24 protein-coding genes are annotated in these 24430 nt (G+C 66.9%); 11 read left to right on the forward strand and 13 right to left on the reverse strand.

Annotated features, from left to right (window positions below; genetic code table 11):
• Positions 1-132 precede the first annotated feature (132 nt).
• The 5 genes from GVV77_RS11860 to GVV77_RS11880 all read right to left on the reverse strand — a co-directional run bounded on the left by GVV77_RS11860 (position 133) and on the right by GVV77_RS11880 (position 3841).
• Positions 133-567: an NUDIX domain-containing protein gene (locus tag GVV77_RS11860; RefSeq protein WP_159618873.1), complete on the reverse strand. Its 435-nt coding sequence runs from the start codon at positions 565-567 to the stop codon at positions 133-135.
• A gap of 360 nt (positions 568-927) precedes the next feature.
• A complete protein-coding gene (locus tag GVV77_RS11865) occupies positions 928-1539 on the reverse strand; it encodes a TetR/AcrR family transcriptional regulator (RefSeq protein ID WP_210252846.1) in 612 nt (203 codons plus the stop codon).
• Between the two features lie 311 nt (positions 1540-1850).
• The gene (locus tag GVV77_RS11870) at positions 1851-2666 is read right to left on the reverse strand and encodes an MIP/aquaporin family protein (protein ID WP_159618610.1); all 816 of its coding nucleotides are present in this window, start codon (positions 2664-2666) and stop codon (positions 1851-1853) included.
• Positions 2654-3328 (reverse strand): HD domain-containing protein, encoded by a 675-nt coding sequence (locus GVV77_RS11875; protein WP_159618612.1) that lies wholly within the window; start codon positions 3326-3328, stop codon positions 2654-2656. Before GVV77_RS11875 ends, GVV77_RS11870 begins: the two co-directional genes overlap by 13 nt.
• A gap of 63 nt (positions 3329-3391) precedes the next feature.
• Positions 3392-3841, reverse strand: coding sequence for a MaoC/PaaZ C-terminal domain-containing protein (locus GVV77_RS11880; RefSeq protein WP_246199782.1), 450 nt, complete (start codon positions 3839-3841; stop codon positions 3392-3394).
• Positions 3842-4022: 181 nt separating this feature from the next.
• Between GVV77_RS11880 and GVV77_RS11885 the strand changes: the two genes are divergently transcribed.
• Complete coding sequence (locus GVV77_RS11885; protein WP_159618616.1) at positions 4023-5600, forward strand: acyl-CoA carboxylase subunit beta; 1578 nt, start codon at positions 4023-4025, stop codon at positions 5598-5600.
• Between the two features lie 111 nt (positions 5601-5711).
• On the opposite strand, the gene GVV77_RS11890 is transcribed toward GVV77_RS11885, so the two are convergent.
• The gene (locus GVV77_RS11890) at positions 5712-6503 is read right to left on the reverse strand and encodes an SDR family NAD(P)-dependent oxidoreductase (RefSeq protein ID WP_159618618.1); all 792 of its coding nucleotides are present in this window, start codon (positions 6501-6503) and stop codon (positions 5712-5714) included.
• Between the two features lie 161 nt (positions 6504-6664).
• Here GVV77_RS11890 and GVV77_RS11895 point away from each other — a divergent pair, with 161 nt between their 5' ends.
• From GVV77_RS11895 to GVV77_RS11925, 7 genes are all read left to right on the forward strand, one after another.
• Positions 6665-7285 carry a TetR/AcrR family transcriptional regulator gene (locus tag GVV77_RS11895; protein ID WP_159618620.1) on the forward strand — a complete coding sequence of 207 codons (621 nt, stop codon included), beginning with the start codon at positions 6665-6667 and terminating at the stop codon, positions 7283-7285.
• 138 nt (positions 7286-7423) lie between these two features.
• On the forward strand, positions 7424-7885 hold the full coding sequence (locus GVV77_RS11900) for a cupin domain-containing protein (RefSeq protein ID WP_159618622.1): 462 nt from the start codon (positions 7424-7426) through the stop codon (positions 7883-7885).
• Positions 7886-7928: 43 nt separating this feature from the next.
• Positions 7929-9464: a class I adenylate-forming enzyme family protein gene (locus GVV77_RS11905; RefSeq protein WP_159618624.1), complete on the forward strand. Its 1536-nt coding sequence runs from the start codon at positions 7929-7931 to the stop codon at positions 9462-9464.
• The gene (locus GVV77_RS11910) at positions 9461-10318 is read left to right on the forward strand and encodes a fumarylacetoacetate hydrolase family protein (RefSeq protein WP_159618626.1); all 858 of its coding nucleotides are present in this window, start codon (positions 9461-9463) and stop codon (positions 10316-10318) included. Before GVV77_RS11905 ends, GVV77_RS11910 begins: the two co-directional genes overlap by 4 nt.
• Positions 10319-10327: 9 nt before the next feature.
• Entirely contained in the window at positions 10328-12124 is a 1797-nt protein-coding gene (locus GVV77_RS11915; RefSeq protein WP_159618628.1) for an ATP-binding protein, read from the forward strand.
• Positions 12125-12127: 3 nt separating this feature from the next.
• Positions 12128-13009 (forward strand): HpcH/HpaI aldolase/citrate lyase family protein, encoded by an 882-nt coding sequence (locus GVV77_RS11920; protein ID WP_159618630.1) that lies wholly within the window; start codon positions 12128-12130, stop codon positions 13007-13009.
• Between the two features lie 12 nt (positions 13010-13021).
• Positions 13022-13483 carry a MaoC family dehydratase gene (locus GVV77_RS11925; RefSeq protein ID WP_159618632.1) on the forward strand — a complete coding sequence of 154 codons (462 nt, stop codon included), beginning with the start codon at positions 13022-13024 and terminating at the stop codon, positions 13481-13483.
• Positions 13484-13622: 139 nt separating this feature from the next.
• Here GVV77_RS11925 and GVV77_RS11930 read toward each other — a convergent pair whose 3' ends face one another.
• The 7 genes from GVV77_RS11930 to GVV77_RS11960 form a co-directional block, all read right to left on the reverse strand.
• Positions 13623-14669: a HoxN/HupN/NixA family nickel/cobalt transporter gene (locus GVV77_RS11930; RefSeq protein ID WP_159618634.1), complete on the reverse strand. Its 1047-nt coding sequence runs from the start codon at positions 14667-14669 to the stop codon at positions 13623-13625.
• 16 nt (positions 14670-14685) lie between these two features.
• Positions 14686-16149 (reverse strand): amidase, encoded by a 1464-nt coding sequence (locus GVV77_RS11935; protein ID WP_159618636.1) that lies wholly within the window; start codon positions 16147-16149, stop codon positions 14686-14688.
• The gene (locus GVV77_RS11940) at positions 16146-16349 is read right to left on the reverse strand and encodes a hypothetical protein (RefSeq protein ID WP_159618638.1); all 204 of its coding nucleotides are present in this window, start codon (positions 16347-16349) and stop codon (positions 16146-16148) included. The genes GVV77_RS11935 and GVV77_RS11940 overlap by 4 nt, the downstream gene beginning before the upstream one ends.
• The gene (locus GVV77_RS11945) at positions 16349-16717 is read right to left on the reverse strand and encodes a nitrile hydratase accessory protein (protein WP_246199783.1); all 369 of its coding nucleotides are present in this window, start codon (positions 16715-16717) and stop codon (positions 16349-16351) included. The genes GVV77_RS11940 and GVV77_RS11945 overlap by 1 nt, the downstream gene beginning before the upstream one ends.
• Positions 16714-17337, reverse strand: a complete 624-nt coding sequence (gene nthA / locus GVV77_RS11950) for a nitrile hydratase subunit alpha (RefSeq protein WP_159618640.1) — start codon at positions 17335-17337, stop codon at positions 16714-16716. The genes GVV77_RS11945 and nthA overlap by 4 nt, the downstream gene beginning before the upstream one ends.
• Before the next feature lie 8 nt (positions 17338-17345).
• Positions 17346-18056, reverse strand: coding sequence for a nitrile hydratase subunit beta (nthB, locus tag GVV77_RS11955; protein ID WP_159618642.1), 711 nt, complete (start codon positions 18054-18056; stop codon positions 17346-17348).
• Between the two features lie 211 nt (positions 18057-18267).
• Entirely contained in the window at positions 18268-19341 is a 1074-nt protein-coding gene (locus GVV77_RS11960) for a phenylacetaldoxime dehydratase family protein (protein WP_159618644.1), read from the reverse strand.
• Positions 19342-19691: 350 nt separating this feature from the next.
• Here GVV77_RS11960 and GVV77_RS11965 point away from each other — a divergent pair, with 350 nt between their 5' ends.
• From GVV77_RS11965 to GVV77_RS11975, 3 genes are read left to right on the forward strand one after another with little or no spacing between them, the layout of a single operon-like run.
• The gene (locus GVV77_RS11965; protein WP_159618646.1) at positions 19692-20795 is read left to right on the forward strand and encodes a substrate-binding domain-containing protein; all 1104 of its coding nucleotides are present in this window, start codon (positions 19692-19694) and stop codon (positions 20793-20795) included.
• On the forward strand, positions 20792-23320 hold the full coding sequence (locus tag GVV77_RS11970; protein ID WP_159618648.1) for an ATP-binding cassette domain-containing protein: 2529 nt from the start codon (positions 20792-20794) through the stop codon (positions 23318-23320). The genes GVV77_RS11965 and GVV77_RS11970 overlap by 4 nt, the downstream gene beginning before the upstream one ends.
• Positions 23317-24390: an ABC transporter permease gene (locus tag GVV77_RS11975; protein WP_159618650.1), complete on the forward strand. Its 1074-nt coding sequence runs from the start codon at positions 23317-23319 to the stop codon at positions 24388-24390. The genes GVV77_RS11970 and GVV77_RS11975 overlap by 4 nt, the downstream gene beginning before the upstream one ends.
• Positions 24391-24430: the final 40 nt, after the last annotated feature.

Here is a 24430-nt window from a genome sequence, read left to right on the forward strand (position 1 = left end):
GAGGTCGCCACCGAACTCAATGACCGGCCGCGTAAAACCCTCGGCGGAATCACCCCCGCACACGCCATGCAACAACTACTGTTCAAACCAGAAAACCCGACCGTTGCAACGACCGCTTGAATACACCGATCCTTACTGGGCGGTCGTTCCCGCGAGCATGGGACCGAGCAGTGCGCCGAATCCTGCTGCGAGAACGTGTGCGTCGGTGAGAGGGATCCACCAACACGTCCAGCTGGTGCCCGATTCGCCATGGGAGGGATCGGATTCTCCGGCTGTCCACCGCTCTGCCACGTCGGCGGCCGTCATTCTCATCCGGAAGTAGTGCCGGACCGCGACCTCGTCCCGGGCTGGCCTAAGGTCATAGCGCTGAATGCCGACACCGCGCACCACCTGGCCGTGCCGTCCGGTTTCCTCGAAGAGCTCACGGACCGCAGCCTCTTCAGGCGATTCTCCGGGCTCGATTGAACCGGCCGGGATCTGCACCCCGGTCACGGTCATCGGCAACTCGTCATGGGTGAACACCAGAAGGTGCCCATCGTGGACGACGTAGCAGGCGACTTTCTTGATTCCCGGGGCATCCCCTCACTCTAGGGTCCGGCACCCTGTGTTCACCCGATTGGTTCGTGGACCGGCGTCCGGCGGGTAGGAACAAGCGAATACGCTCCAGAGATGCGCCGCGTTACATCGTTACCCGGCCTGTCCCAGGCCGCATAGCCTGGGGCGACACCTTGGTAGTCGTCCAACACCCACAATCCGCATGCTGCCCCCTTATCTCCTGCCCGCCATGTTGCGGGTCGGTCCGATCATTCCAGACCCAGCGCCAGGCAAACCGACACGACATAACGCAGAGCACCCAAGGTGAGGGACCCCGCAGGAAGCGGTCTAGACATGTGCATAAGGTCCCACAAGGCCGACCCCGTCCACGCTTCACTTCGGACGCACACTCCCTCCCCGGCGATGACCGGCGTCAGATGCCGCGGCAACGGCGAGGCCTGCCATCAGCAGATTCATGAGCCGGGCGGCCTGATCTCGTTGAGTAGGTCTTCCCGCTGCCAGGGCGATACCTCCGAGGGCGGCCAGGACGTCGTCGGCGGGGACATCATTTCGGATGTTCCCCTCGGCGGTCGCTTCGTTTAGGAGCGCTGCGATCGCAGAGGTCAGTATCGCCCGACTCCGCGCGTAGGGCAGCCCGCGCGAAGTAACCACCTCACGCAGGGCAACTGCCATTCCGGTATCCGTGGTCATGTACTCCATGTAATGATCCATCCATGCCCGCAGGGCCTCCCGTGGGGGAAAAACACCCAGCAGCCCCGGCACCAAGGCGGCGACAGCGGCGAGCTCGGTGCGGTATACCTCGTCGATAAGGGCCTCACGGCTAGGGAAATGCCGGAAAAGGGTACCGATGCCGACCCCGGCATGCCGGGCGATCGCCTTGAGCGACACCTCCAGACCTTCCGTGACGAAAAGTGATGACGCCGAAGCGAGCAGGAGGTCCCTGTTCCGCAGCGCATCAGCGCGCATTTGAGGCGGATCAGGCACTGTCATAGCATTCTCCGCTTCCCATCAAACCCGGACTGCTCCGGATGCCGCCAAGGGGACACATTCCATTCCTTTCCAAAAATCTCGGTGACATCCGTCCAGGCAGCAACAAGCCTTCCCCCCTGCCCGTCCGGCCACCAGCCAGATTGCCTTGCAGTCCCGGCTCGGGACCGGATTCACCTGTGCTCCCTCCGCCCCTGCACGGGATGTGCTGAAACGGAACAGCGGCCCTCAGAGTCGCCAACCTCATGTCCGGGTACAACCAGACCCGCTCCGGCCGGAGGTCCGGCGCGTTGTGTTCATCGCTTTAATCAAGATGACTTGATCCCGTCCCATCGACTGGTGTGGACCGAGTGATACCTCGGGTCGTGGAAGAGCTTTGCCGTGACCGCTTTTTTGCCCGCCGCCACCACATGGAAGAGCGCTGCTGCCAGCAGCGCTCCAAGGACTGGCCCGGCGAGATAGGGCCAGATGGAGGTAAAAGTCCCGGTAACAATGCCGGGACCGACGCTGCGGGCCGGGTTCAGACTCGGACCGGTCAGTGGTGCACCGAGCGGAATAAGGACAACCAGTACCAGCGTCACTGCCGCGGGGGTCCAACGGCAGGTCCGCCGGGAGGAGAGCATGAAGAAAACTGTCAGAACGAGGGCGCAGGTCAGCAGTAGTTCCACCATGGTTGCCGCCCAGCCGCCCACGGCGGGCTCGGTCCGCGCGTAGCCGATGCTGACTGCCAGCGGACCCGTGCTCGCGGCGAAGACTACTGACGCCAGTGCCGCGCCGAGGAACTGCGCCGCAACGTATCCGAGCAGGTCGTGCCAGTGGGTCTGCCCGTGCGCCCAGAAGCCGATGGTGATTGCCGGGTTCAGGTGTGCCCCGCTGCGCCGGCCCAGCGGGGACACGGCCACCGCTGCGGCTATCAGACCGACGGACAGACCAATCAGGACCAGCCGCAGCCAGGAGGAAATGGCCCCGCTCAACGGCGACAAGGGACTCGCCAGCGCGGCGACCGCCAGATACACCGTATAAAGCAACACGAAGGTGCCAACGAACTCGGACCCCCATTCGGCCGGATGCCAGCCCCCGCTCTTCGGTTGTTCTGCCCCCGGAACGGCGGTCAGCCGCGCCATCTCGCCTGCCGGACGCCCTGCTCCAGCTCGGTCATGCCGTTCGCGAGCTGCTCCCGGTGGAGTTCACCGGCCATGGTGAACCTCGCCCCCTTAGCGGGGATCTCCTCGACCTGTTCAACGAGCCGACCGACAAACGACTTCGCCAGGTCGAGGCGCGGATACCTCTCGAACATGGCCGACGCCAGCTCGTCCGACACCGCCTCGGTGCCAAAGCCAAAGTCCATGAAGACCCCCAGCGCCATGGTCGAGCTCACAGTGCCGCGGCGGAAGGGGATTTCCGGGGTGGTGTGCAGCGCGATGGCCTCCCATACCTTATCGATCCGACCCTCGGTCATCCCCTCCTTGCGGAGAAAGTCCGCAGCGAAATCCGCACCCTGCAGTTCGAACCGGGGCTCGCCCTTGAGCAGGTCAGTGGTCCCTATATCGTGCAGGACCCCGGCGAAGAAGATCAGCTCCCGGTCCTCCTCGCTGACCGGCCCGGGGTGTTGCCCGAGGGCGATCATGGAGAACAGGTAGCTGCGCATGCTGTGGTTGGCCAGTGCTTCGCTTTCGTTTTCGAGGACCGTCTCGATCGCCCGCCGGGCGGCCGGAGAATCCGGCAGGTGCGGAAGTTCAATGGAACGGGAACGCAAACTGGAACTGGAACTGCTCGGATCGGTCATTGAACTTTCCTCCTGGGTGGGGTTACAGGGCGGCGCCCTGCGGACGGACGGCGCGGGACGGTGTCAGCGACGGGAGATGAGGAAGCTGCTGGAGAACGTCATCACTGGTGTGCCGTCCTGGTTGAGCACCGTATAGTCGAGCGTCCACAGCCCTGCCTTGGGGTTTTTGGTGGTCCGTGCCTGCGCCACCACCGCCTCGACATGCACCGTGTCGCCAATGAATACAGGGTGCCCGGCCCGGATGGCGTCGGCTCCGAGCCAGGCGACGACGTTGGAGAAGTACCCGGTTTGGGTCATCAGCCCCAGACCCACCGAGAGCGTTAGCGGACCGTGCCCGATCCGCTGCCCGAACTGGGTCGTGGCGGCGTACTCCTTATCGAGATGCAGGGACACCCAGTCCCCGGTCAGTCCGGCCCAGGTCACCAGGTGCGCCTCAGTGATGGTCAGGCCAGGGCTTTCGAGCAGGTCCCCTGTGACCAGGGACTCCCAGTGGTGGTCCGGGCGAGTCCTCACTGGGTGAGGGATGGGTGCGTGCGCGGCAGCCAGAGCTGGGGTTGACATCGATGAACTCGCTTTCTCTGGTGCCGGTGTTCGACACGGCTCTGTAGTTCGGGAAGATCTTTCATCGCCCTATGGACTAACTTACGCTTGTTCGTATACTTGTGGCAAGAGGATCACCAACCCGGAGGGCGTTATGAGCAACATCCAAACCACGGAGCCGCCGGCTGAGGAAGCGTCCCCCCGCAGGAGCGTCCACCATGTTCTGGACGACAACCTCGCCTCTGCCCGTCTGGGAGGCTCCCAGAAAAACCGGGACAAGATCATCGCCGCAGGGAAGATGCTCGTCCGCCAGCGGCTGAGCCTGCTCTTCGATGACGAGGACTACGTTGAGGACGGCCTGCTCGCCCGCTTCGAGGACGGCCTTCCGGGGGATGCGGTGGTGACGGCTTTCGGCCGGATCGACGGCCGCGAGGTCTGCGTCATCGCCAATGACTTCAGCGTGAAGGCGGGAACCTGGGGAAACCGGACCTTCGAGAAGATCACCCATGCCCAGGAAAAATCCGTCGCCGCGGGAATCCCTATTGTGTATCTCTTCGACTCGGCCGGCGCGCGCATTGACGAGCAGTTCGAGAGCTTCGCCGGCCGCCATGCCTGGGGCAACATCTTCTACAACCAGGTGCAGATCTCCGGCCGGGTGCCGCAGGTATGCGCCTTGTTCGGCCCCTCTCCCGCCGGCTCCGCCTACGTGCCCGCCCTGTGCGACATGACCATCATGGTCCGCGGCAATGCCACCGCGTACCTCGGGTCGCCCCGGCTTGCCGAGATGGTCACCGGAGAGAAGGTGACCCTCGAGGAGATGGGGGGCGCCGAGATGCACTGCACCGTCTCCGGCCTTGGAGATGTGCTTGTCGAGGACGATCAGGAAGCCCTCGCCGCCGTGCGCGTATGGCTTTCGTTCCTGCCGCCGAACTGGGAAACACCGGCACCACTGGCTCCGCCGGCCGAGCCGCGGGAAGGGAGGACCCTTGAGGAGATCGTTCCCCTTCGGGAGGCCGAGGTCTTCGACATGGAGGAGTTTGTCGAGTCCCTTGTCGATGAGGGAACCTTCTTCCCATACAAGGAACTCTTCGCCCCGGAGATGCTGACCGGCTTCGCCCGGATCGGCGGGCGTCCGGTCGGCCTCGTCGGCAACCAGCCCAACCACATGGGCGGCTCCATCTTCCCCGATTCCTCCGACAAGGCGGCCCGCTTCATCTGGATCTGCAACGCCTACAACATCCCCATCGTGTTCCTTGTCGATATTGCCGGGTACATGATCGGCTCGGCCGTCGAGCGCCAGGGCATCATCCGGCACGGCGCGAAAATGATCTTCGCCGTCTCCGAATGCAAGGTTCCCCGGATCACAGTGCTGGTACGCAAGGCCTACGGCGGCGGGTACCTCGCCATGTCGGGCGCACCCATGCACCCCGATGCCGTCATCGCGCTGCCCACGGCCCGCCCCGCGCTCATGGGCCCGGACGCCGCGGTCAACGGCATCCACTACAACCGAATCCAGGAGATCGAGGATCCCACCGAGCGCCGCGCGTTCATCGCGCAGAAGCAGCTCGAATACTCCGAAGGCATCGACGTCTTCAAGATCGCGAATGCCAATGCCGTCGAGGCCGTCGTGCCCTCGAACCAGCTGCGGGGCGAGCTGATCCGCCGCCTGCGCCTGTACGGCAAGCGACCCGCCGTTCCTATTGAACGGCGCCAGGCGGTCACTCCCGCCTGACCCCTACACCGGGAAATGGACGGGCACTCGCGGGGCGCTCGGCAGTCCACCGGTCACTGCCTGCCAGCCCGCCGTCGCCGCCGTCCGGCCGTGCGGTGCCGCACGGACGGCTCACCCCGAGGTGCCGGCCGGGGGCCGATCCTGCAGGTGCCGGTCAAACAGCTGGAACAGCTGGGTGGCCCCGCCGTCGATGACGAGGTCGGCACCATTGATGTTTTTCGCGTCCTCGCCCATTAGAAAGCACACAAGGGCGCCGATCTCCTCGGGCTGGATAATCTTCGCCGTTGGCACCTTCCTTGTGACCTGGTCGCGCACGGCCTGGATCACCATCGGGGTATCGACGACGCCCGGGCAGATCGAATTGATGGTCACGCCGGTGCCCCAGAAGTCCGCCAGGAGCGAACGGGTCAGATTGGACAGCCCTGCCTTCGAGGCCGCATAACTTGGATAGGGATAGCCGGTGATCCCGGCGATCGACGAAATGTTGATGATGCGCCCCCACCCCCGCTCCACGAGCCCCGGCGCCAGGGCGCGGATCATCGCGAAGGGACCCACGAGGTTTACCTCAAGCGCCCGCCGGAAAGCCTTCACCTCGAGCTCGCTAAGGTACTTGCGGTCAAGGACCCCCGCCGCGTTGATCAGCACCTCGACGGCGCCGACCTCGCGGTTCACATCAGCCAGGAGCCGTGCGACCGAGTCTTCGTCCGTGACGTCGGCGGCGAAGGCAAAGGCCCGGCCGCCGCCGCCCGTGATTTTTTCCTTCGCGGCCGCCGCGGCATCAAGGCTGAGGTCGACGCACACGACGACATGGCCGTCGGCCGCGAGCCTGCTGTTGATGCCTGTGCACATACCTCCCCCGGCACCGGTCACGAGGACCGTCCGCGGGACCGTCGGTTGGTTCATCTTTTTCTTCTCCCCACGACCGGTCGGACATAGAATGCCCCGTACAAGCGTTAGCTAGGATTATTTGCGGGAGAGGTACAGCGTGTCAATGATCGGGCCCCGCCGGCCGGGGCGATGCAATAGCCTTGAGATCAGGAAAACGAACGCACGCAAGGGGAATCATGACATCAACGATTGAGGGCGGAACCGCCCACGCCATCCGCGAGGAGGCGGCCAAGCTCTTCTTTCAGCGCGGCTATGACGCCACCACGCTGCGCCAGGTAGCCGCGGCAGTCGGGCTGAAGGTGGGAAGCCTGTACAACCACATCGACAGCAAGGAACATCTGCTGCTGCAGGTCATGGGCGAGATCATGGATGACCTGCTTTCTCTTCAGCAGCAGGCCCTCGCCACCGAGGGGGACGCGATCGACAAGCTGCAGGCGGTCCTCGCCTGCCACCTCCGATTCCACGCGGAGCGGGCTCAGGAGGTGTTCATCGGCAACACCGAGCTCCGATCGCTGCCCCAGGACGCCCGCGAGGTGATTGTCGGCAAGCGGCGCGAATACGAGGACATTATCCAGGGGCTGATCGAGGAAGCCGGCCAGCAGGGGCTTGCGTCGGTGCTCGACGCACGGATCCATGTTTACAGCATCGTGGCCCACGCGACCCACATCGCCGGCTGGTACCGGCCTGACGGCCGTCTTTCCCTCGATGAGATCGTGAGGATCTACACGACGATCGCCCTGCGCGAGCTGCGGGTCCCTGACGCGGACGAACGGGTGGACCGGCCCGGCGCGGACTAGAAACGACGCCGGATGTACAAAGGGAGGGCTCCACTGGGCGCCCTCCCTTTCTGCATCCCGCTCCCGAGCCCTTGTCTTCGGGAGAATCGGAGCCTACACTTCAACTAGCAAACGCTTGTTCGTAAAGAAGGCGATCCCATGTCCCAGCCTGCAGTTCCCGTCATCACCCGCCATGGCCAGGAAGATACCTCCACGGCGCAATCCGGCGGGGCCGTCCGCGTCTCCGGCGTCGGGCCGCAGCACACCCCGGCCACGCGGATCTGGTTTGGCAAGGTCAGCAACCGTCCCGGGTACAGGTCCCTTCCGCACCACCACGGTGAGGCCGAGACCGGCGGCTACGTCCTCAAGGGCCACGGAAGGATCTACTACGGGCACAATTACCAGCAGTTTGAGGATCTTGAGGAAGGGGACTTCGTGTTCGTCCCGCCCTTCATGCCCCACATCGAGGTCAACCTGAGCGGCACGGAGGAACTCACCTGGCTGACAACGCGCACTCCGGACAACATTGTCGTCAACCTCGAGGACGTCGCCGACGAACTCCTGCCGGGCTGGCCGCCGGCGCGGCAGGACGAGGACGACCGCGTCGCACAGCGCAGCTGAAGCCGCGAAAAAGCACCGGCAGCCGGATCGAAGAGAGGCACGAATGCGCACGATCCCCGAATGGATCCGCCTGAACGCCAGGCGGTACCCGCAGCAGGAAGCCCTCGTCGGCACCGACGGGCGGCTGACGTTCGGTGAACTTGCCGAACGTTCCTGGGGCGCGGCCCGCGGGCTGCGCGACGCCGGCATCCGGCCCGGAGATCCGGTCGGCGTCTTGGCGGGCAACTCGGTATTCAACGCCGAAACGTTCTTTTCGGTGGCTGCCAGCGGCGGGGTGTATGTCCCCTACAACTGGCGCTGGGCCCCGGAGGAGTTGGCAGCCGGAATCCGGGAGACCGGGGCCGGACTGATCCTCGTCGAGGAGCGGTTCGAGCCTCTCCTTGGGCTCGCCCTCGAGATTCTCGGCCGGGACTCGGCGCGACTGCCCCGCGTCATTTGCCAGGGCGTCGAACACGAGGCGCTGCGGCGGGGCTCCGGGCCGATCGACGACGTCGTCGGGCTCTCCTCGCCGCTGTGCATCGTCTACACGGGCGGGACCACCGGCGCCTCCAAGGGCGTGGTGCTCTCGCACCGGTCCGCCGCGGCCAACGCCATCAATGAGATGTACGACTGCAAGGTCGGCAGCAGACCGCGCGAGCGTGGCCTGATCGTTACTCCCCTGTTCCACTCAGCCGCGCTGCTGTGCTGGCTGGTCCCCCACTTTATCGCCGGCGCGACGAGCGTGATCGCCCCGCGGTTCGACGAGGAATCGATGGTCGACTGGGTGGGCCGGGAAGAGATAACCAACACCTTCATGATCCCGAACATGATGCGGCGCCTGCTGCAGAACGGAGTGTTCGGCGATCCAGCCTTCTCCAAGGGATTCCGCGCCCTGCACACCGGCGCCGGACTGCTGCAGATGCCCGACAAGCTCTTGTTCGCTGACGTCCTTCCGGCCACCGAACTGTACTTCCGCTACGGCCTGACCGAGGCGGGACCCATGGTCAGCCGGCTCCTTCCCGACCACATGCTCGACCCGGCCGTGGACGGGTCGATCGGAACCGAATACCTCCTGGCCGAAGTGGAACTGATGGACGAGGCAGGCGGCATCCTGAAACCGGGCGAGCTCGGGGAGATTTGCGTGCGTGGCCCCGGGCTGATGACCGGCTACTACCGGAAGCCCGGCGTCACGGCGGAGACGATGCGCGGTGGATGGCTTCACACCGGCGACCTTGCGGTGCGCGATGAACGGGGCTTCCTCTACTTCCGCGACCGGCTCAAGGAAATGATCAAGACCGGCGGCGAAAACGTCTACTGCTCCGAGATCGAGCAGATCCTCTACCTCCACCCGGCCGTGCTCGAGGCCGCCGTCCTCGGCGTGCCGGACCCCACGTGGGACGAGGAGGTCCGCGCCGTCGTGGTCCTGCGCGACGGAATGGGCACCACCGAGGTCGAGCTCGCCTCGTTCCTGCGCACCAAGCTCGCCGGATACAAGGTGCCCAAGAAGATTGCGTTCGTGGGCGCCGACGGCCTGCCGCGGTCCGCCGCGGGAAAACTGGTCAAGGCCCAGCTCAGGCGCGACCTCGGGTGGTCGCTGTGAGGATCGGCACGCTGCGGACCGGTGCGGGCACCAGTGCCGCGCTGATCGGCGCGGACACCGCGCAGCCGCTGGCGTTCCCGGACGCCGGAACCTGGCTGGCGGCCGGCTCCCCCGAGCCGGGCACCGCCGCCTCGGGGCCTCCGGTCGCCCTGGCGGAGGCGGATTTCGCCCCGGTCTCCCCCCGCCCCTCGAAAATCGTGTGCGTCGGGCTCAACTACAGCGAACACACCAAGGAGATGGGCCGGGAGCTTCCCGAATACCCCACCCTGTTCGCCAAATTTACCGAGGCCCTCCTCGGCCCCACCGACGACATCGTCCTGCCTCCGGAGTCCACGAGCGTGGACTGGGAGGGCGAACTGGCTGTCATCATCGGTGCCCGCGTCCGGCGTGCGGACGAGACGGCCGCCCGAGCCGCCATTGCCGGGTTCACGGTCGCCAACGACATCTCGGCCCGCGACTTCCAGCGGCGCACGTCCCAGTGGCTGCAGGGCAAGACCTTTGAGTCGACGACCCCGCTGGGCCCCTGGCTCGCCACCCTCGATGAGGTCGGCCCGGAGCCTGCGCTGCAGCTCACCTGCAGGATCGACGGGCAGCTCAAGCAGGAAGCCAATACCCGGGACCTGGTCTTCGGCCCGGTGCAGCTGATCCGCTACATCTCTGCCATCACCACGCTCAACCCCGGGGATGTCATCCTCACGGGCACACCCGGCGGTGTCGGTGACGGCCGGACCCCGCAGGAGTACCTGCATCCGGGCACGCTCGTTGAAACAACCATCGACTCCCTGGGTTCCACGGCCAACCGGTGCGTTGCCGCCCCGGGGGTGCCCGGCGGGGACTTCCCGCAGAAGGATTGAGGAACACCCATGATCACGAAAATTCTGATCGCCAACCGGGGAGAGATCGCCGTCCGCATCATGTCGACCTGCCGAGACCTTGGCATCGCCACGGTCGCTGTGCATTCGGAGGCGGACGCCGCGTCCTACCATGTGCGCTCCGCCGACGAGAGCGTAAACCTCGGGTCCGGCCCCGCCAGTGAGAACTACCTGAAACCGTCAGCGATCCTGGAGGTGGCCCGCGCCACCGGTGCTGAGGCGATCCACCCCGGCTACGGATTCCTTTCCGAGAACGCCGGATTCTCGGCCGCCGTGGAAGCGGCCGGTCTGATTTTCATCGGCCCCCCGGCAGCGGCCATTTCCACGATGGGCGGCAAGGTCGCCGCACGGGAGGTCGCCGTCGCAGCCGGGGTCCCGCTCGTCCCCGGTTCAGCCGGTGCCATCACCAGCCCCGGAGAAGTCCGGTCCTTCGGCGACGAGCACGGCTATCCGCTCCTGGTGAAGGCCTCCGCCGGGGGCGGGGGCCGGGGCATGCGCCTGATCGAAGACGCCGCTGCCGTCGAGGAAGCCGTCGCCGCTGCGGTCCGCGAGGCAACCGCTGCGTTCGGCAACGGGGAGGTGTACCTCGAGAGGTACCTGACCCGGGCCCGGCATGTGGAGGTGCAGGTCTTCGCCGACCGCCACGGCAAAGTCGTCTGGATTGGTGACCGGGACTGCTCGGTGCAGCGCCGGCACCAGAAGCTCGTGGAGGAATCCCCGGCACCGGGGCTGTCCGATAAGCTGCGCCGCGCCATGGGCGAGGCCGCGGTCCGCCTGGCCCGGCGGGTCGACTACGTCGGGGCGGGAACGGTCGAGTTCCTCGTGGAGGGCGACGGCTTCTACTTCCTGGAGATGAACACCCGCATCCAGGTGGAGCATCCGGTCACCGAAATGGTCCAGGGGCTCGACCTGATCGCCGAGCAGATCAGGGTGGCCGCCGGAGAGCCCCTCTCCATTCCCGCCTCCGGACCGCCGCCGCGGGGGGTCGCCATCGAGGCCCGCATCAACGCCGAGGACGTGGCCGGGGGGCTCTTCATCCCCTCCCCCGGGGTGATCCGTTCGATCTCCGTACCGTCCCACCCGGGGCTCCGGTTCGATGCCGGATACCAGGGCGGTGACGAAGTCCTGCCCCTCTACGACAGCCTCATCGGCAAGATGATCGCATGGGGACCTGACCGGGATGCGGCCATCCGGCGGCTCACGGCCGGCCTCGAGGAACTCGTTATCGACGGTGTCAGCACGACCGTCCCCGCAGCGCTGGCCGTGCTGCGCCACCCCGACTTTCAGGCGCAGCGTTTCACCACGCTGTGGCTGGAGTCCTCCGTCACCTTCCCCGAGGCGGAGGACTCCGGCGGCGGCGGCACCGCCGACGAAGCAGAGGGTGGCGGCCTCCTGGCCCGCAACGAAGTGGAGGTCGCCGGGCGTTTCTACACCATCCCCTACTTCGACGACTCTCCGGCTCCGGGCCGCACCCGGTCGGCGGTCCCGGACACGGCAGCCCCCGCCGACGAGGGCCCCGGCCGGACCCGGACGGCCAACCGCGGACGGTCAAAGAAGGAGTCGGACGGAACCATCCGCGCTCCCATGCAGGGAACCATCGTGAAGGTCAACGTCGCCGAAGGAGACATCATCGAGGCGGGAAAGGTGCTCTTCGTGCTCGAAGCCATGAAGATGGAAAATCCCATCAAGGCCCCCTTCGCCGGAACAGTGGGGCCCGTGAGTATCGTGGTCGGGGAAACCCCCGCCGCCGGCGCCCTGCTGACCTCTCTCACCGCGGCGCAGGGCTGAACCATGAAGCCTTTCCGCTCCGTCCTCTTCGTTCCGGGCCACAAGAAGGACTGGATTGCCAAAGCCCTGGCCTCCGGCGCCGACGCCGTCATCATCGATCTCGAGGACTCTGTTCCCCCGACCGCCAAGCAGGTGGCCCGTGACAACGTCCGGGCGGTCCTGCACGGGGTCCTTCCCGGGGCCGGCATCCTGGTACGCCCCAACGCCCTGGACACCGAGCATTTCGGCCTCGACGTCGAAGCGGTCACCCGCCCGGGCCTCACCGCCCTGCTGCTGCCCAAGCTCTTTGACAGGGACGACGTCGTCCGCTTCGACGCCCTTCTCACCGCCGCCGAAATCGCCAATGGAGTACCCCGCGGACAGGTCGAACTCGTTCCGTCCCTGGAGACCGCGGCATCCATCAGCAAGGTGGACGGGATCCTGGGCGCCCCGCGCGTCGGCGGGGTCATGGCCGCCGCCGCCAAGGACGCCGATGTCTCCCGCGAGGTCGGCTTCGTGTGGACCGCCGAGGGATTCGAAACCCTGTACCTGCGCAGCAAGGTCGTGCTTGCCGCCCGCGCCGCGGGAGTGCGCTGCATCCTGCTGGGCCTGTGGCAGGAGGTCGCCAACCTCGAGGGGCTGCGCCGCTTCGCCGCCGCGAACCACGGGCTGGGATACACCGGCCAGGTCGTCATCCACCCCACCCACGCGGCCGTCGTGAACGAGGAGTACGGCCTGTCCGCCACCGACGAAGACTACTACCGGGGCCTGATCGAGGCCTTCGAAGCGGCCGGGCGCAGAGGTGACGGCGCGGTGTCCTACCGCGGGGACCACATCGACCTGGCCCATGCCAACCACGCCCGCGAGGCACTCGCCATCGCCGGGCGCACCGAACCCATCGAGTAAAGGACGAACACCATGGCAGGGATGTACTACGAGGATTTCGTCATCGGCAAGGTCCTTGCCCACGAGGCCACCCGGACCGTCACCGAGGCAGACAATCTGCTGATCACGGCGTTGACAATGAACGTGCAGCCGCTGCACCTTGACGCCGAGTTCGCGGGCCAAAGCATGTACGGGCAGCGGATCGTCAACAGCATCTTCACCCTGGGGCTCGTGACCGGCATCCCGGTCCAGGAGACGACCCTCGGCACCACCCTGGGAAACCTCGGGTTCCGAGAGATCGAATTCCCCAAGCCCGTCTTCATAGGCGACACGCTGCGCGTGGAGACCGAGGCCCTGGACAAGCGCGTATCGAACTCCCGCCCGGACACCGGAATCGTCGGGATCGAGCACCGCGGCTACAACCAGCGCGATGAGCTCGTGTGCGTCGTCCGCAGGACGGCACTGATGAAGCGTCAGCCGGGGGCCGGACCCTAGGTTCCACAACGCGGCCGCAGCGGGTAACGCACCCGCGGGCACCAGAACCCGCCGGTACGGGTGGCCAGTCCCCGTACCGGCGGTCGCCTGTGCCCACCTCCGAGGAAGTCGTCACCGCCCCCGCCCGGTGCCGGACGGTTCACTCCACCGCGCGGTGACGGACGGATCCCCGCCACAACAGCAGCGCCCCCAGCCAGGTCGCCAGGAAGATCCCCGCAATGGCCAGGCCGAGGAATTCGAAGTGGTTGGCGACGGCGGCCACGGGGGCAAGCACACTGGCGCCAGCAAACTCCACGCCGAGCCCGCTGATATAGACGGCGGCAACGAAGAACGCCACGAGCACCGTCATGGACGTGGTCACCAGGTTGAAGAACAGGGTGCGCACCGGGTCCCGGTAGGACCAGGAATAGACCTTCGCCATGATCAAACTGTCGGCGGTGTCGAAGGTACTCATGCCGGCGGCGAAGAGCAGGGGAAGGCTGATCACGCCCAGCAGGGAAACCTCGTAGGCCGATGCGGCAAGTGCCAGCAGGGCCACCTCGCTGGCGGTCTCCAGCCCCAACCCCATCAGCAGCCCGATCGGATACATGTGCCACGAGGAGCGGATCAGCGCACGTGCCCGCCCGCCGAACAGCCGCATCACCAGTCCCCGGTTCGCCAGCTGGTCCTCGAGGCCGGCCCGGTCCACGCCGGCGGTCCGGGCGCGCCTCCACAGCCGGAGAAGGCCCCGCAGCACGGAGGTGTTCAGTCCGGCCACCAGGAGCAGGAAAACGGCGGCGACGATGGCCGCCACGGTGCCGCCGGCTTCCATCACGCGGTCGGAGCTGATTGAACCGGCCCCCCACCACACCAGCAGTGCCAGCACCACCACCACCGACGAGTGGCCCATGGCGAAGAAGAAGCCGACGCCGACCGGGCGCCGGCCGCGCACGAGCATCAGCCGGGTCGTGTCATCGATGGCCGCAAGGTGGTCCGCATCGAACGCGTGCCGGACCCCGAGCACATACGCCAGGATGCCGGCCCCGGACAGGCCGCCGGCCGCCACCAGGTCGCCGCGGCCCAGCAGGTGGAACACGATTCCACCTCCATGCAGGAGCACGATCGCGGTGAGGATGGAGCCCAGCCGGAAGCGTTCGCTGAACCGGTCCTGCCCGTCGGGCGCCGCGTCGAGTGCCGGCGCGCTCATCGGCGCCGCACTGCGGTCACCGGCCGCCGGCCGGCGGTACGGCCAGCATGCGGAGGGTGTCGGTGCCGGAATCCAGTGCGGGCGGCCGCTGGCGGTGCCAGCTGGTCAACTCCTGGTAGGCCATTGCGATCTGCAGGATCCCCGTCTCGTCGTACGGCCGACCCATGATCTGCAGTCCGATCGGCACGCCGTCGGCCATTCCGCAGGGAACCGACAGGGCGGGCATGCCCAGGACGCTGGCGAGGCCGGTGAAGAACCGGGGAGTCCCGTCCGGGGTCACCATGGTGCGCGCAATCTCGAGCGGTGAGGAGCCCAGCGGCGAACACGGGCTGGCAGCTGTCGGGGTGATGAAGGCATCTATTCCGTCGAATACCGTGAGGAACTCCTCGCGGAGCTGCTGCCGGTAGCGCTGGGCCTGGAGGTAATCTGTGGCCAGGATCAACTCACCCGCCTGCAGGAGCGCCCGCACGTCCTGCCCGTACTCGGCGGCATGGTCCCGCAGCAGCTGCTGGTGAACCGCGCTGGGTTCGGCGATATGCACTGTCAGCCACGCGTCATAGTACTCGCCGAGCCGCGGCATCGCCAGGGGGATGACCTGGGTCCCGGCGGCTTCGAGATCCTCGAGCGCCTTGTGGGTCGCGGCCACCACCGCGGGGTCGACGCTGGGGTAGGCGAAGTCCGTGACGACGCCCAGCCGCAGTCCCCGCAGGTTCACTAGGGGCCGGGGTGTTTCCGGCACGGGCCGGGACGATGTCGACGGATCGGCCGGGTCGCAGCCTGCGATGGCGGTGTGCACGACGGCGACATCGCGCGCGGTGCGGGCCATCGCGCCCACGGTGTCCATGCTCCAGGCCAGCGGAAACACTCCGGCATTGCTCACCCTGCCCAGAGTGGGCCGCAGCCCGGTGATGCCGGTAGCCGCCGCGGGCAAGCGGACTGATCCTCCCGTGTCGGTGCCCAGGGCGAAAAGCGCCTCGTCGGCGGCGACGGCGGCGGCGGATCCACCGCTTGAGCCCGCGGCGTTCCGGGAGAGGTCCCACGGGTTTCGGGTGGGCCCGTAGTGCTCGTTTTCGGTAGTCCCACCCCAGGCGAACTCGTGGAGGTTGGTCTTGCCCACGACGACGGCGCCCGCCCGCTTGAGTCTCCGGATGACCGTCGCATCCGTCGCCGGAACGTTTGCTCGGAGGAACCCTGATCCGGACGTCGTGCGGATCCCCTCGGTGTCGATGTTGTCCTTGACGGCGAACGGCAGGCCATGCAGGATCCCCAGGTCGTATCCGGCGGCGAGCATGGCATCGGCGGCGTCCGCCGCCGCGCGGGCCTTATCCGCGGCGACGGTGATGAACGCATTGAGCTGCGGCTCTGCTGCCGCGATCCGCTCCAGATACAGTTCGGTGAGCTCCCTGCTGCTGGCCTCCCGGCGATGGATCAGCCCGGAGGCCTCGTCGATGCCGTCCGGGAAGGCGCGCTCGGCGCTCACTCCGCGGTCCCGCTGAACGGGTCGGGAATCGACGTGATCGGGGCGACACCGACCCGGCCGGCAGCCGCCTCCCGAAGGCGCAGCGCGCCCGCCCGCAGCGAGCGGGTCATCTCCTCGAGGACAGCACGGTCGGTGGCCTCCACCGGAAGCTCGATCGCCTCGGCAAACAGGGTAGCGATGACGGGCCCATGCTGGGTCATCAGAACACCTCCGACCGGCTGTGGTCCCGGAACTCGTCCTCGCGCTGGTGCAGCAGTCCGTGGTCGAGCACGTCGCCGCCCGCCAGCACCGCTTCGAGGGCATCGAGCCACCGAAGGTAGTATTCCTCCGGACCGGACTGGCCCTGCTGGGCGATGGCCCGGGCGAGTTCGGCCCGGAAGTCATCCCAGGAGAACAGCCCCGCCTGGGACAGGCCGACCGCCATCCCGAACGCGCGGCTCTGCCAGGGGGCATCGAAAACAAGCTCCCCGTTGCTGCGGGGCACCGCGATGGTCCCTTCCATCGAGTCGACGGCCCGGTCCACGCCGGCGGCGCCGGGCGTGCCGCCCGAAGCGGCCGCGGCGCTCACTGCACACCCACGTTCGAGAACTCTGGCCCGAGGACGGTGACCCCGATCATCGAGTCCCGGGTAACCAGCCCGGTCAGCTGCTCTTCGGTGAAGCCGTCGGTACCGGGCGGGCGCTGCGGCACGACCAGATAGCGGATCTCGGAGTTGCTGTCCCACACCCGGATCTCGGTGTCCGCCGGGATCGTCGTGCCAAACTCGGCGAGGACGGTGCGGGGCTCCCGAACGACACGGGATCGGTAGGGCGCATCCTTGTACCAGGTGGGCGGAAGTCCCAGCACCGGCCACGGGTAGCAGGAACACAGGGTGCAGACCACGACATTGTGGACACTGCCGGTGTTCTCGAGGGCCACCATGTTCTCGCCTTCCATCCCACCGATTCCGAGTTCACCCAGCGCGGCCGTGGCATTGTCGAGCAGCCGGCGGCGGAAGCCCGGGTCGACCCACGCCCTCGCCACGGCGCGGGCACCGTTCAGCGGCCCGATATCACTCGTATAAACGGAGACGATCTGATCCACGACGTCGCCCTGGAGGATGCCCTTCTCCCGCAGGAGCGATTCGAGGGCCCGGGCGCGGACCTCGCCGTCGGAAAGTTCACTGGGGTGGTGATGATTGCTGCCCATAAGAGCTCCTAGGAGGTCGGTTCAGTTTGGAGGAGGCCGAGTGGTTCCATGTAGCTTTCCCATAGATCGACGGTGACGCTGGTGCCCGGTTCGGCGTCCGGGCCCCACAGTTCCTGGCCGTCGAACCGCACCCCGAACACGGGTTCGGGGTTCTCCCCCCGGTGGTGGGCCACGGTGTCGGGCAACGAGTAGACGCCGCTGTAGGACACGACGGTCCCCGTTCTGCCCCAGATGTACCGGGGAGCCCGGGTGTGTCCCGGGACCGCAAGGGTCTTCGCGCGGACACGGTCCCCCACGGAGAAGGACGAGGGCACTTCGGGTCTGCGGACCCCGCCTCCCTCGAAGGCGATCCGGCGCATCGTGGAGATCAGGTGTTCCGCCACCTGGGAATCGGCGGCCGGCGGCGGGGGAAGCGGGGCTCCGTTCCGCAGCGCCTCCTGCCGCGTGCGGATCTCCTCGCGGGTGACGAAGCCCCTGCTGGAGTACAGGGCTTCGAGTGCCGTCAGCCAGTGCGTGAAGTAGGGAGTCTGAAGGTACTCCGCCGGCGGCATAAGTTCGATCAGGTGGCGGTATTCGTCGGCCGTCCAGTCACCGACGGCGGCCCCCAGCATCTGCAACCCGAAGGTCAACCGCTCCCAGTCCTCGTGGAACGCCTCGTCATCGCCGGTCGCGACGGGTCCCAGATGATGCATTCCCCCGAGATCGTGAACGCCGATCATGGCCGCACCCCTTCAGGTCGGGACCTCCGGCGGAATCTTCACCGCGGGGCCGTGGCGGAACCCGGGATGGCCCCGGTCTTCAGCCGGCCACCGCGTTCCCGGTTCCAATCTACTCAAGGAATGACCTGCGTCACACCCACCCATTCATCTCACCAAACAAACGCTCGTTTGTCAACGGGCCGGCGAGGAATGCAGGGCCGCTCCCCTGGCTTTATTGCGGGACGGCATGGCGCCTGCGCGGTGCGGGTAGCGCCGGACGGGACTCGAAGAAGGGGAGGAAACCGGTCAACCCATGGCAGTTGATGTACTCGGCCTCGAGTTTTCCGGTATGGGGAATCTGCACCTCGACCCAGATGTTCATGGTCGGATCGAAGGTGGCCTCCGCGTACATCGACGTGAAGGCGTTCATGAGCGCCAGGTGCGACGGGTTTTTCCGCGCGGCCTTCTCAATGTGGCCCAACGAGAGCAGGAAAGCGATTTCGGAGCGGCGTTCCAGATCCTTTCCCCCGCCGTCCTGCTCGATGCAGTCCCTGATGCTGATGCAGCCTGTTCCCACCGGGTTTCGCTCCAGTTCCGAGACCCAGCTGCCGATCACCGGATTCATCTGCCGCTGCCACACCTGCAGCTCGGCCTCTGAGCAGTCATCCCACGTCTGGCCCTCACGGATGAAACACACGTTCTCGGGAAGGCTGACGGTGAGCCTCCGCCCGAGGGAATCGGCAGGCCGGGGCTCGGGCAGTTCCCGGATGTCGTTGCCGAGCCGGTCGAAGCTGGAGTCGGCCATCCGCGCCCGGTAGGCGCCCTGGAATCCGAAGTGCGGTGAAGGGGTTAGCGGCAGGAAAGCGGAGGGCCCGGCCGGCGACTTCTGTCCGGTGGCATATTGGTGCCGTCCCGCGGTGGTGGCCATGGTCTCGCGCCAGGTCCCGCCGTCCGGCCCGTCCAGCGGGAGGTTTTCCCACCAGCTGCGCACCTCCGGCCGGTTCCACCACCCTTCGTACTGCTCGTCGGTCCTCCAGTACAGGAAGCTCAGCCGACCTTCGAAGCCTGCCGCGTCGAAATGGCGGGCGTGCTCGACGGCGTCGGGACGGAAGTCTCCGTCCAGCAGGCGGACCAGCTCCCCCCGCCGGCGCACCGCGGTGTCGGCGTCCAGGGACTGAAAACCAATGATGCTCAGCACCAGGGTGGCGTTGTCGTCGAGGAACTTCGTCACCTTTCCCGGGTAGTCCTCGGCCGTGTAGCTGCCGGCCGGATCCTCCGGTGCGGTACCTGTGTCTGCACTGGTCATTTGCCCTGCTCCAAGTCAGTCATCGCCGTACCGGGCCCAGCCGGAGGACTGCCGCTCACCCGACTGGTGGCGCCTGAGCTCCGCCCACTACCGCTGAACGGTCGTTTGTTAGATGAGTGTTAACCCGCCGGAGCACGATGTCAAGGCCCCCGGGACGGTCCGCCTCGCCAGGGGGTCAGCCAAGAAGGGCCCTGTTGACACTGGAGTGGGCCGGCGTCACACTAATAGGAACAAACGCTTGTTCGCCTCGGCTCGAAGTAGCCGTATCCCGACGCCGGCCGGAAGCTCCCGGACACAGTGGCGGCGGAAGCCAATCCACCTGAAGTTCATTCCAAGGGAGTTCGAGAGCATTGAACAAGGAACGAAAGGCCGCACCGGCGGCGGTGTGTCTCACAGCGCTGGCACTGCTCGCCTCCGGATGCGCCAGCACGACAGCCTCGACCGATGGCTCCGCGGCATTGCAGACCGGGTCCAGCGACTACGGCGCCGGTGACATCACCGACTACTGCCCGGACGAGCCCACCAAGGTCGCATACGCCAAGGGCAGCAACAACACCTGGGCGCAGATCACCCTCGCCGAGATCAAGGACGAGGCATCCAAGTGTGAAACGATCACCGACGTCATCTTCACTGACGCCCAGGGCAACCAGCAGCAGGCCGTGTCGGACCTGAACGGGCTGGTGGCACAGGGTGTGAAGGCGATCGTGATTCAACCCGAGTTCGGCCGGGCCCAGATTCCCTCGATCGCGGCCGCCACCCAGGCCGGGGTGGGCATCGTCCCCCTCATCTCGGATCCCGGCGGCATCGTCGGCACCGACTACCCCGACGCCGTGCTGGAGGACCCGAACGCCGCAGGCGCGGAGTGGGCCAAGTGGCTCGACGCGACAGTCGGAAAAGGCACCGTCGCCTTCCTGGGCGGGACGCCAGGGGCGGCGTCCAGCTCGCTGTTCTTCGAAGGCTTTAAAAAGGCCCTGAAGAAATATCCCGACCTCGAGCTGGTCTCGGACTCCGTCATCGACACCAACTGGGACGCCGGGCAGAAGAAACGGGTGGTTTCGGGCCTGCTCGCCCAGCACGGGCGGATCGACGCGCTTGTCAGCGATTACTCCCTCACCGACACCGGTGTTATCGATGCCTACAACGCCGCAGGCCTTGAGCCTCCGGCACTGACCGGTCTGGCCAGCGGAAACGCCAACGGCTGCCAGTGGGAGAAGGAAAACTTCCCCTATATGACCCTCGACGAGACCACGACCTTCGGCCGCATCGCCCTGCGGAAAGCCCTCGCCGCAGCGCAGGGCATGGAGAATGACGAGCCCTCGATGGTGAAGATGCCCAAGGCAATCGACACCGAGGCGGGCACCAACCCGAAGTGCCTGCCCGATCTCCCCCCCGACGCCGACCTCACCTCGAAGCTGTCACCCGAACAATTGAAGTCAGCCCTGGGCCAGCGATGACGCAGACAAGCGGCACCTCACGGAGCGGCGTACTGGCCGCGGAGCTCCTGCTCTCGGCCAGGGGGATTGGCAAGGCATACCCCGGGGTGCGCGCGCTCGACCGTGTTGACCTGGAGGTCCGGGCGGGCGAGGTGCATGGGGTGGTCGGCGAGAACGGTGCCGGCAAGTCGACGCTCATGGGCGTGATCTCCGGCACCGTCCGCCCGGACGAGGGATCCGTCGCCATCGGCGGGGAGGACCTCCCAACGGGCGAGCCCGCGGCCAGCAGGTCCAGGGGCCTTGCCATCGTGCGCCAGGAGCCGGCCCTGCTGCCCGATCTCACGGTCGCCGAGAATCTCTACCTGGGCACCCCCGCCGCCCTCCGCCCCGGGCTGAACGGACTCTCGGACTGGGCCTCATCCATCCTCCGGATGTGGAGTGAGGACCTTCTCCTCGACCCGCAGGCACGGGTGGAGGAACTGCTCCCCGAGCAGCGATTCATTGTGGAAATCTGCCGCGCTGTCGCCGCCCGGCCGAAGGTCCTCATCCTTGATGAACCGACCGAACACCTGGCCGCCGAGGATGTCGACCGGCTGTTCGGCCATATCCGGCGCGCGGTGGCAGGCGGCGCAGCCGTCGTCTACATCTCCCACCGGATCGGGGAGGTCAAGCGGATCGCAGACCGGATCACCGTCCTGAGGAACGGGAGGTCCCAGGGCACGCACGAGGCAACGGATCTCACCGAGGGTGACATCGTCAACCTGATCGTTGGCAGGGTGCTCGAGGCGGCCTTCCCCCCGAAGCACCCCGGCTCCACCGGCACCGGGATCAGGCTGCGCGTGCAGGACCTCAGCGGACCCCGCTTCAACCGGGTCAGTATGCAGGTCCGGTCCGGGGAGATCGTCGGGCTCGCAGGGATCGAAGGGAACGGCCAGCGGGAATTCCTGCGCTCACTCCCGGGGCTTTGTTCCCGGCGCGGAACCATGCAGATCGACGGATTGGAGGTCGACCTCCGCAACACCACTCAGGCCGGGGCCGCCGGCATGGCATACATCGCGGCCGACCGGCACCGGGAAGGCATTTTTCCCGGGCTGAGCGTCAAGGAAAACATCGTCGCTAGGAGTCTTTCGGGCGTGTCCCGGGGTGGCGTCGTCTCGGGCGGAGGCGAGGACCAGCTCGCGGGCAGGCTGGTGCGCCAGTTCCGGATCAAGACCCCGACGTTGGACACGGATATCGAGTCACTCTCCGGCGGGAACCAGCAGAAGTCCGTGCTCGCCGGAGCTTTTGCCACCGGGCCCGCGGTCCTGCTGCTTGACGAACCCACCCAGGGAGTCGACGTCGGAGCCCGGAGCGAGATTTACGGGCTGATCCGGGAACGGGCGGCCGGGACTGGAATGGGCGTCGTACTGCTCTCCTCCGACGCCAAGGAACTCGCAGGCTTCTGCGACCGCGTCCTCATCTTCTCCCGCGGCCAGATCGTCGCCGAACTCGTGGGCGGCGAGGTCACCGAGGAGCACATTACCCAGACGGCGCTGCAGGCCACCGCCGTCAGGGAAAAACGCAAAGACACCCGCAGCCCGGTCAGCTCTTGGCTGGCCGGCGACTGGGCGCCGGCGGCCCTTGTCGGGACGGCCGTGGCGCTGCTGGCGGTTCTGGCCCAGTCGGTCAATCCAATGTTCCTCGGCCCTCTGAGCATTGCCGGCATGCTGACGATGGCCACCACGTTGATCTTTGCAAGCCTCGCCCAAAGCCTGGCGCTGCTGGCCGGCGGAATCGATCTATCCGTCGGCCCCCTGATGGGCTTCCTCGTCGTCGTCATGTCCTTTTTCCTCGTCGATGGCACCTCGGCGGTCTTCCAGGGAGTGGGCTGGATCCTGTTGCTCGTCATACCGGTCATCGTCGGCGGCGTGAACTGGGCCCTGTGCGACCTCGCACGCATGCACCCGATGATCGCGACACTGGTGACGTTCATGGCCCTTCAGGCGCTGTCCCTCATCCTGCGACCGGTGCCCGGCGGATTCATCAGCCGCGGGATCACCGCTCCCCTGACGCTTAAGCTTGGCCCGGTCCCGGTGGTGTTCCTCGCGGCCGTCATCCTCAGCGTGGCGCTGGGGTTGCTCCTGAGCAGGTCCCGTGCGGGAGTGGCGCTGCGCGCCGTCGGCTCGAGGCCGGATACCGCGGCGATGAACGGGCTGAAACCGGCCCGGGTCCGGCTGGCCGCCTTCGTCGGTGCGAGCCTCATCGCCATGCTCGGCGCCGTCACCTTGATGGCGCAGATCGGCTCGGGTGATCCCGCGGCCGGAACCAGCTACACGCTCTCGAGCATCACCGCGGCGGTCATCGGAGGCGTCAGTCTCCTCGGTGGCCGGGGTTCTTTTGTCGGGGCACTGCTGGGCGCACTGCTCATTCAGGTGGCGTTGTCCGTCACTACGTTCATCGGGCTTGATGCGGCCTACCAGTCCTTCCTCCTTGGAGGACTCACCATCGTCGCCGTCGCCGGCTATTCGGCCAGCAGGCGCAAAGTGTCAGTGGAGGCGCACTCATGACTTTCGAAGGCTCGGTGTCTGCAGCGAAGAACCCCGAAGCGGACGCCCCTGCCGCAGGGAAACCGCCGCGTCCCGCTTTTCTTCCCATCCTCGCTGCGACGATCCTGCTGCTGGTCCTCAGCGCGGTGCTCGCCCCCCAGACCGTGAGCGCGATCTCCCTGCTGTCAATGCTTCCGTTCGCCGCTGTGCTCGCCGTGGCCGCCGTCGGCAGCACCTTCGTGGTCCAGCAGCGCGGCATCGACCTCTCCGTCGGTGGAACCATCTCCGTGGCGGCCGTATCGGTCTCGGTGCTGCCCGCCCGGTACGGACTGCCCGTGCCGCTGGTCATCATCATCACCCTCGTGATCTGTGCGGTTATCGGGCTGGTCAACAGCCTGCTTGTGCTGCGGCTGTCCATCACCTCCCTGGTGGCGACCCTGGCCGTCAACGCGCTGCTCATCGGGGCTGTCACGGCGTTCACCCGGGGATCACCGGCCACTGCTCCGGAGGGGCTGACTGCCGTCGTCACGGCCGACATCCTCGGCGTTCCCCTGCTGGTCTGGTTCGCCGCAGTGGTCATCCTCATCCTGGCCGCCGTGTCCTCGGGAACCGTTGCGGGCCGCCGGTTCGTGCTTGCAGGGGCCAATCCGGCGGCAGCGACAGTCTCCTCGATCCGGGTTTCACGCTATGTCGCCCTCGGCTACGTCTGCGGGGCGCTCTGTTACGGCGTAGCGGGAATCCTGCTCGCCGGGTTCCTGCGGAACACGACAGTCAACGTCGGAAACTCGTATCTGGTGGCCGTGATCGCCGCAGTCATCGTGGGCGGGACGCCCCTGAGCGGCGGCAGGGGGACGGTGATCGGATCCGCAATCGCGGCCCTGTTCCTTTCCCATCTGGTCCAGGTCGTCCTCACCCTGGGCGCACCGACGTCCTCCCAGCTGCTCATCCAGGCCGGCGCCATCGCCGTGGCGACGGTGCTCGGAGCCTTCAGCTGGCGGGACATCCGGAACCGGCCGCGGCGCCGTCCGACCGCGCACGGGCTGGTATCCGCCAACGACGCGGCACTGGAAAGGAGGGCGCCCATCACCTGACCGCGCACTGTTCTTCAGCAGGAAGTATTCCCACCCAGAC

This window comes from Arthrobacter zhaoguopingii, assembly GCF_009828605.1.
In the GTDB taxonomy this organism is placed as follows: Bacteria; Actinomycetota; Actinomycetes; order Actinomycetales; family Micrococcaceae; genus Arthrobacter_D; species Arthrobacter_D zhaoguopingii.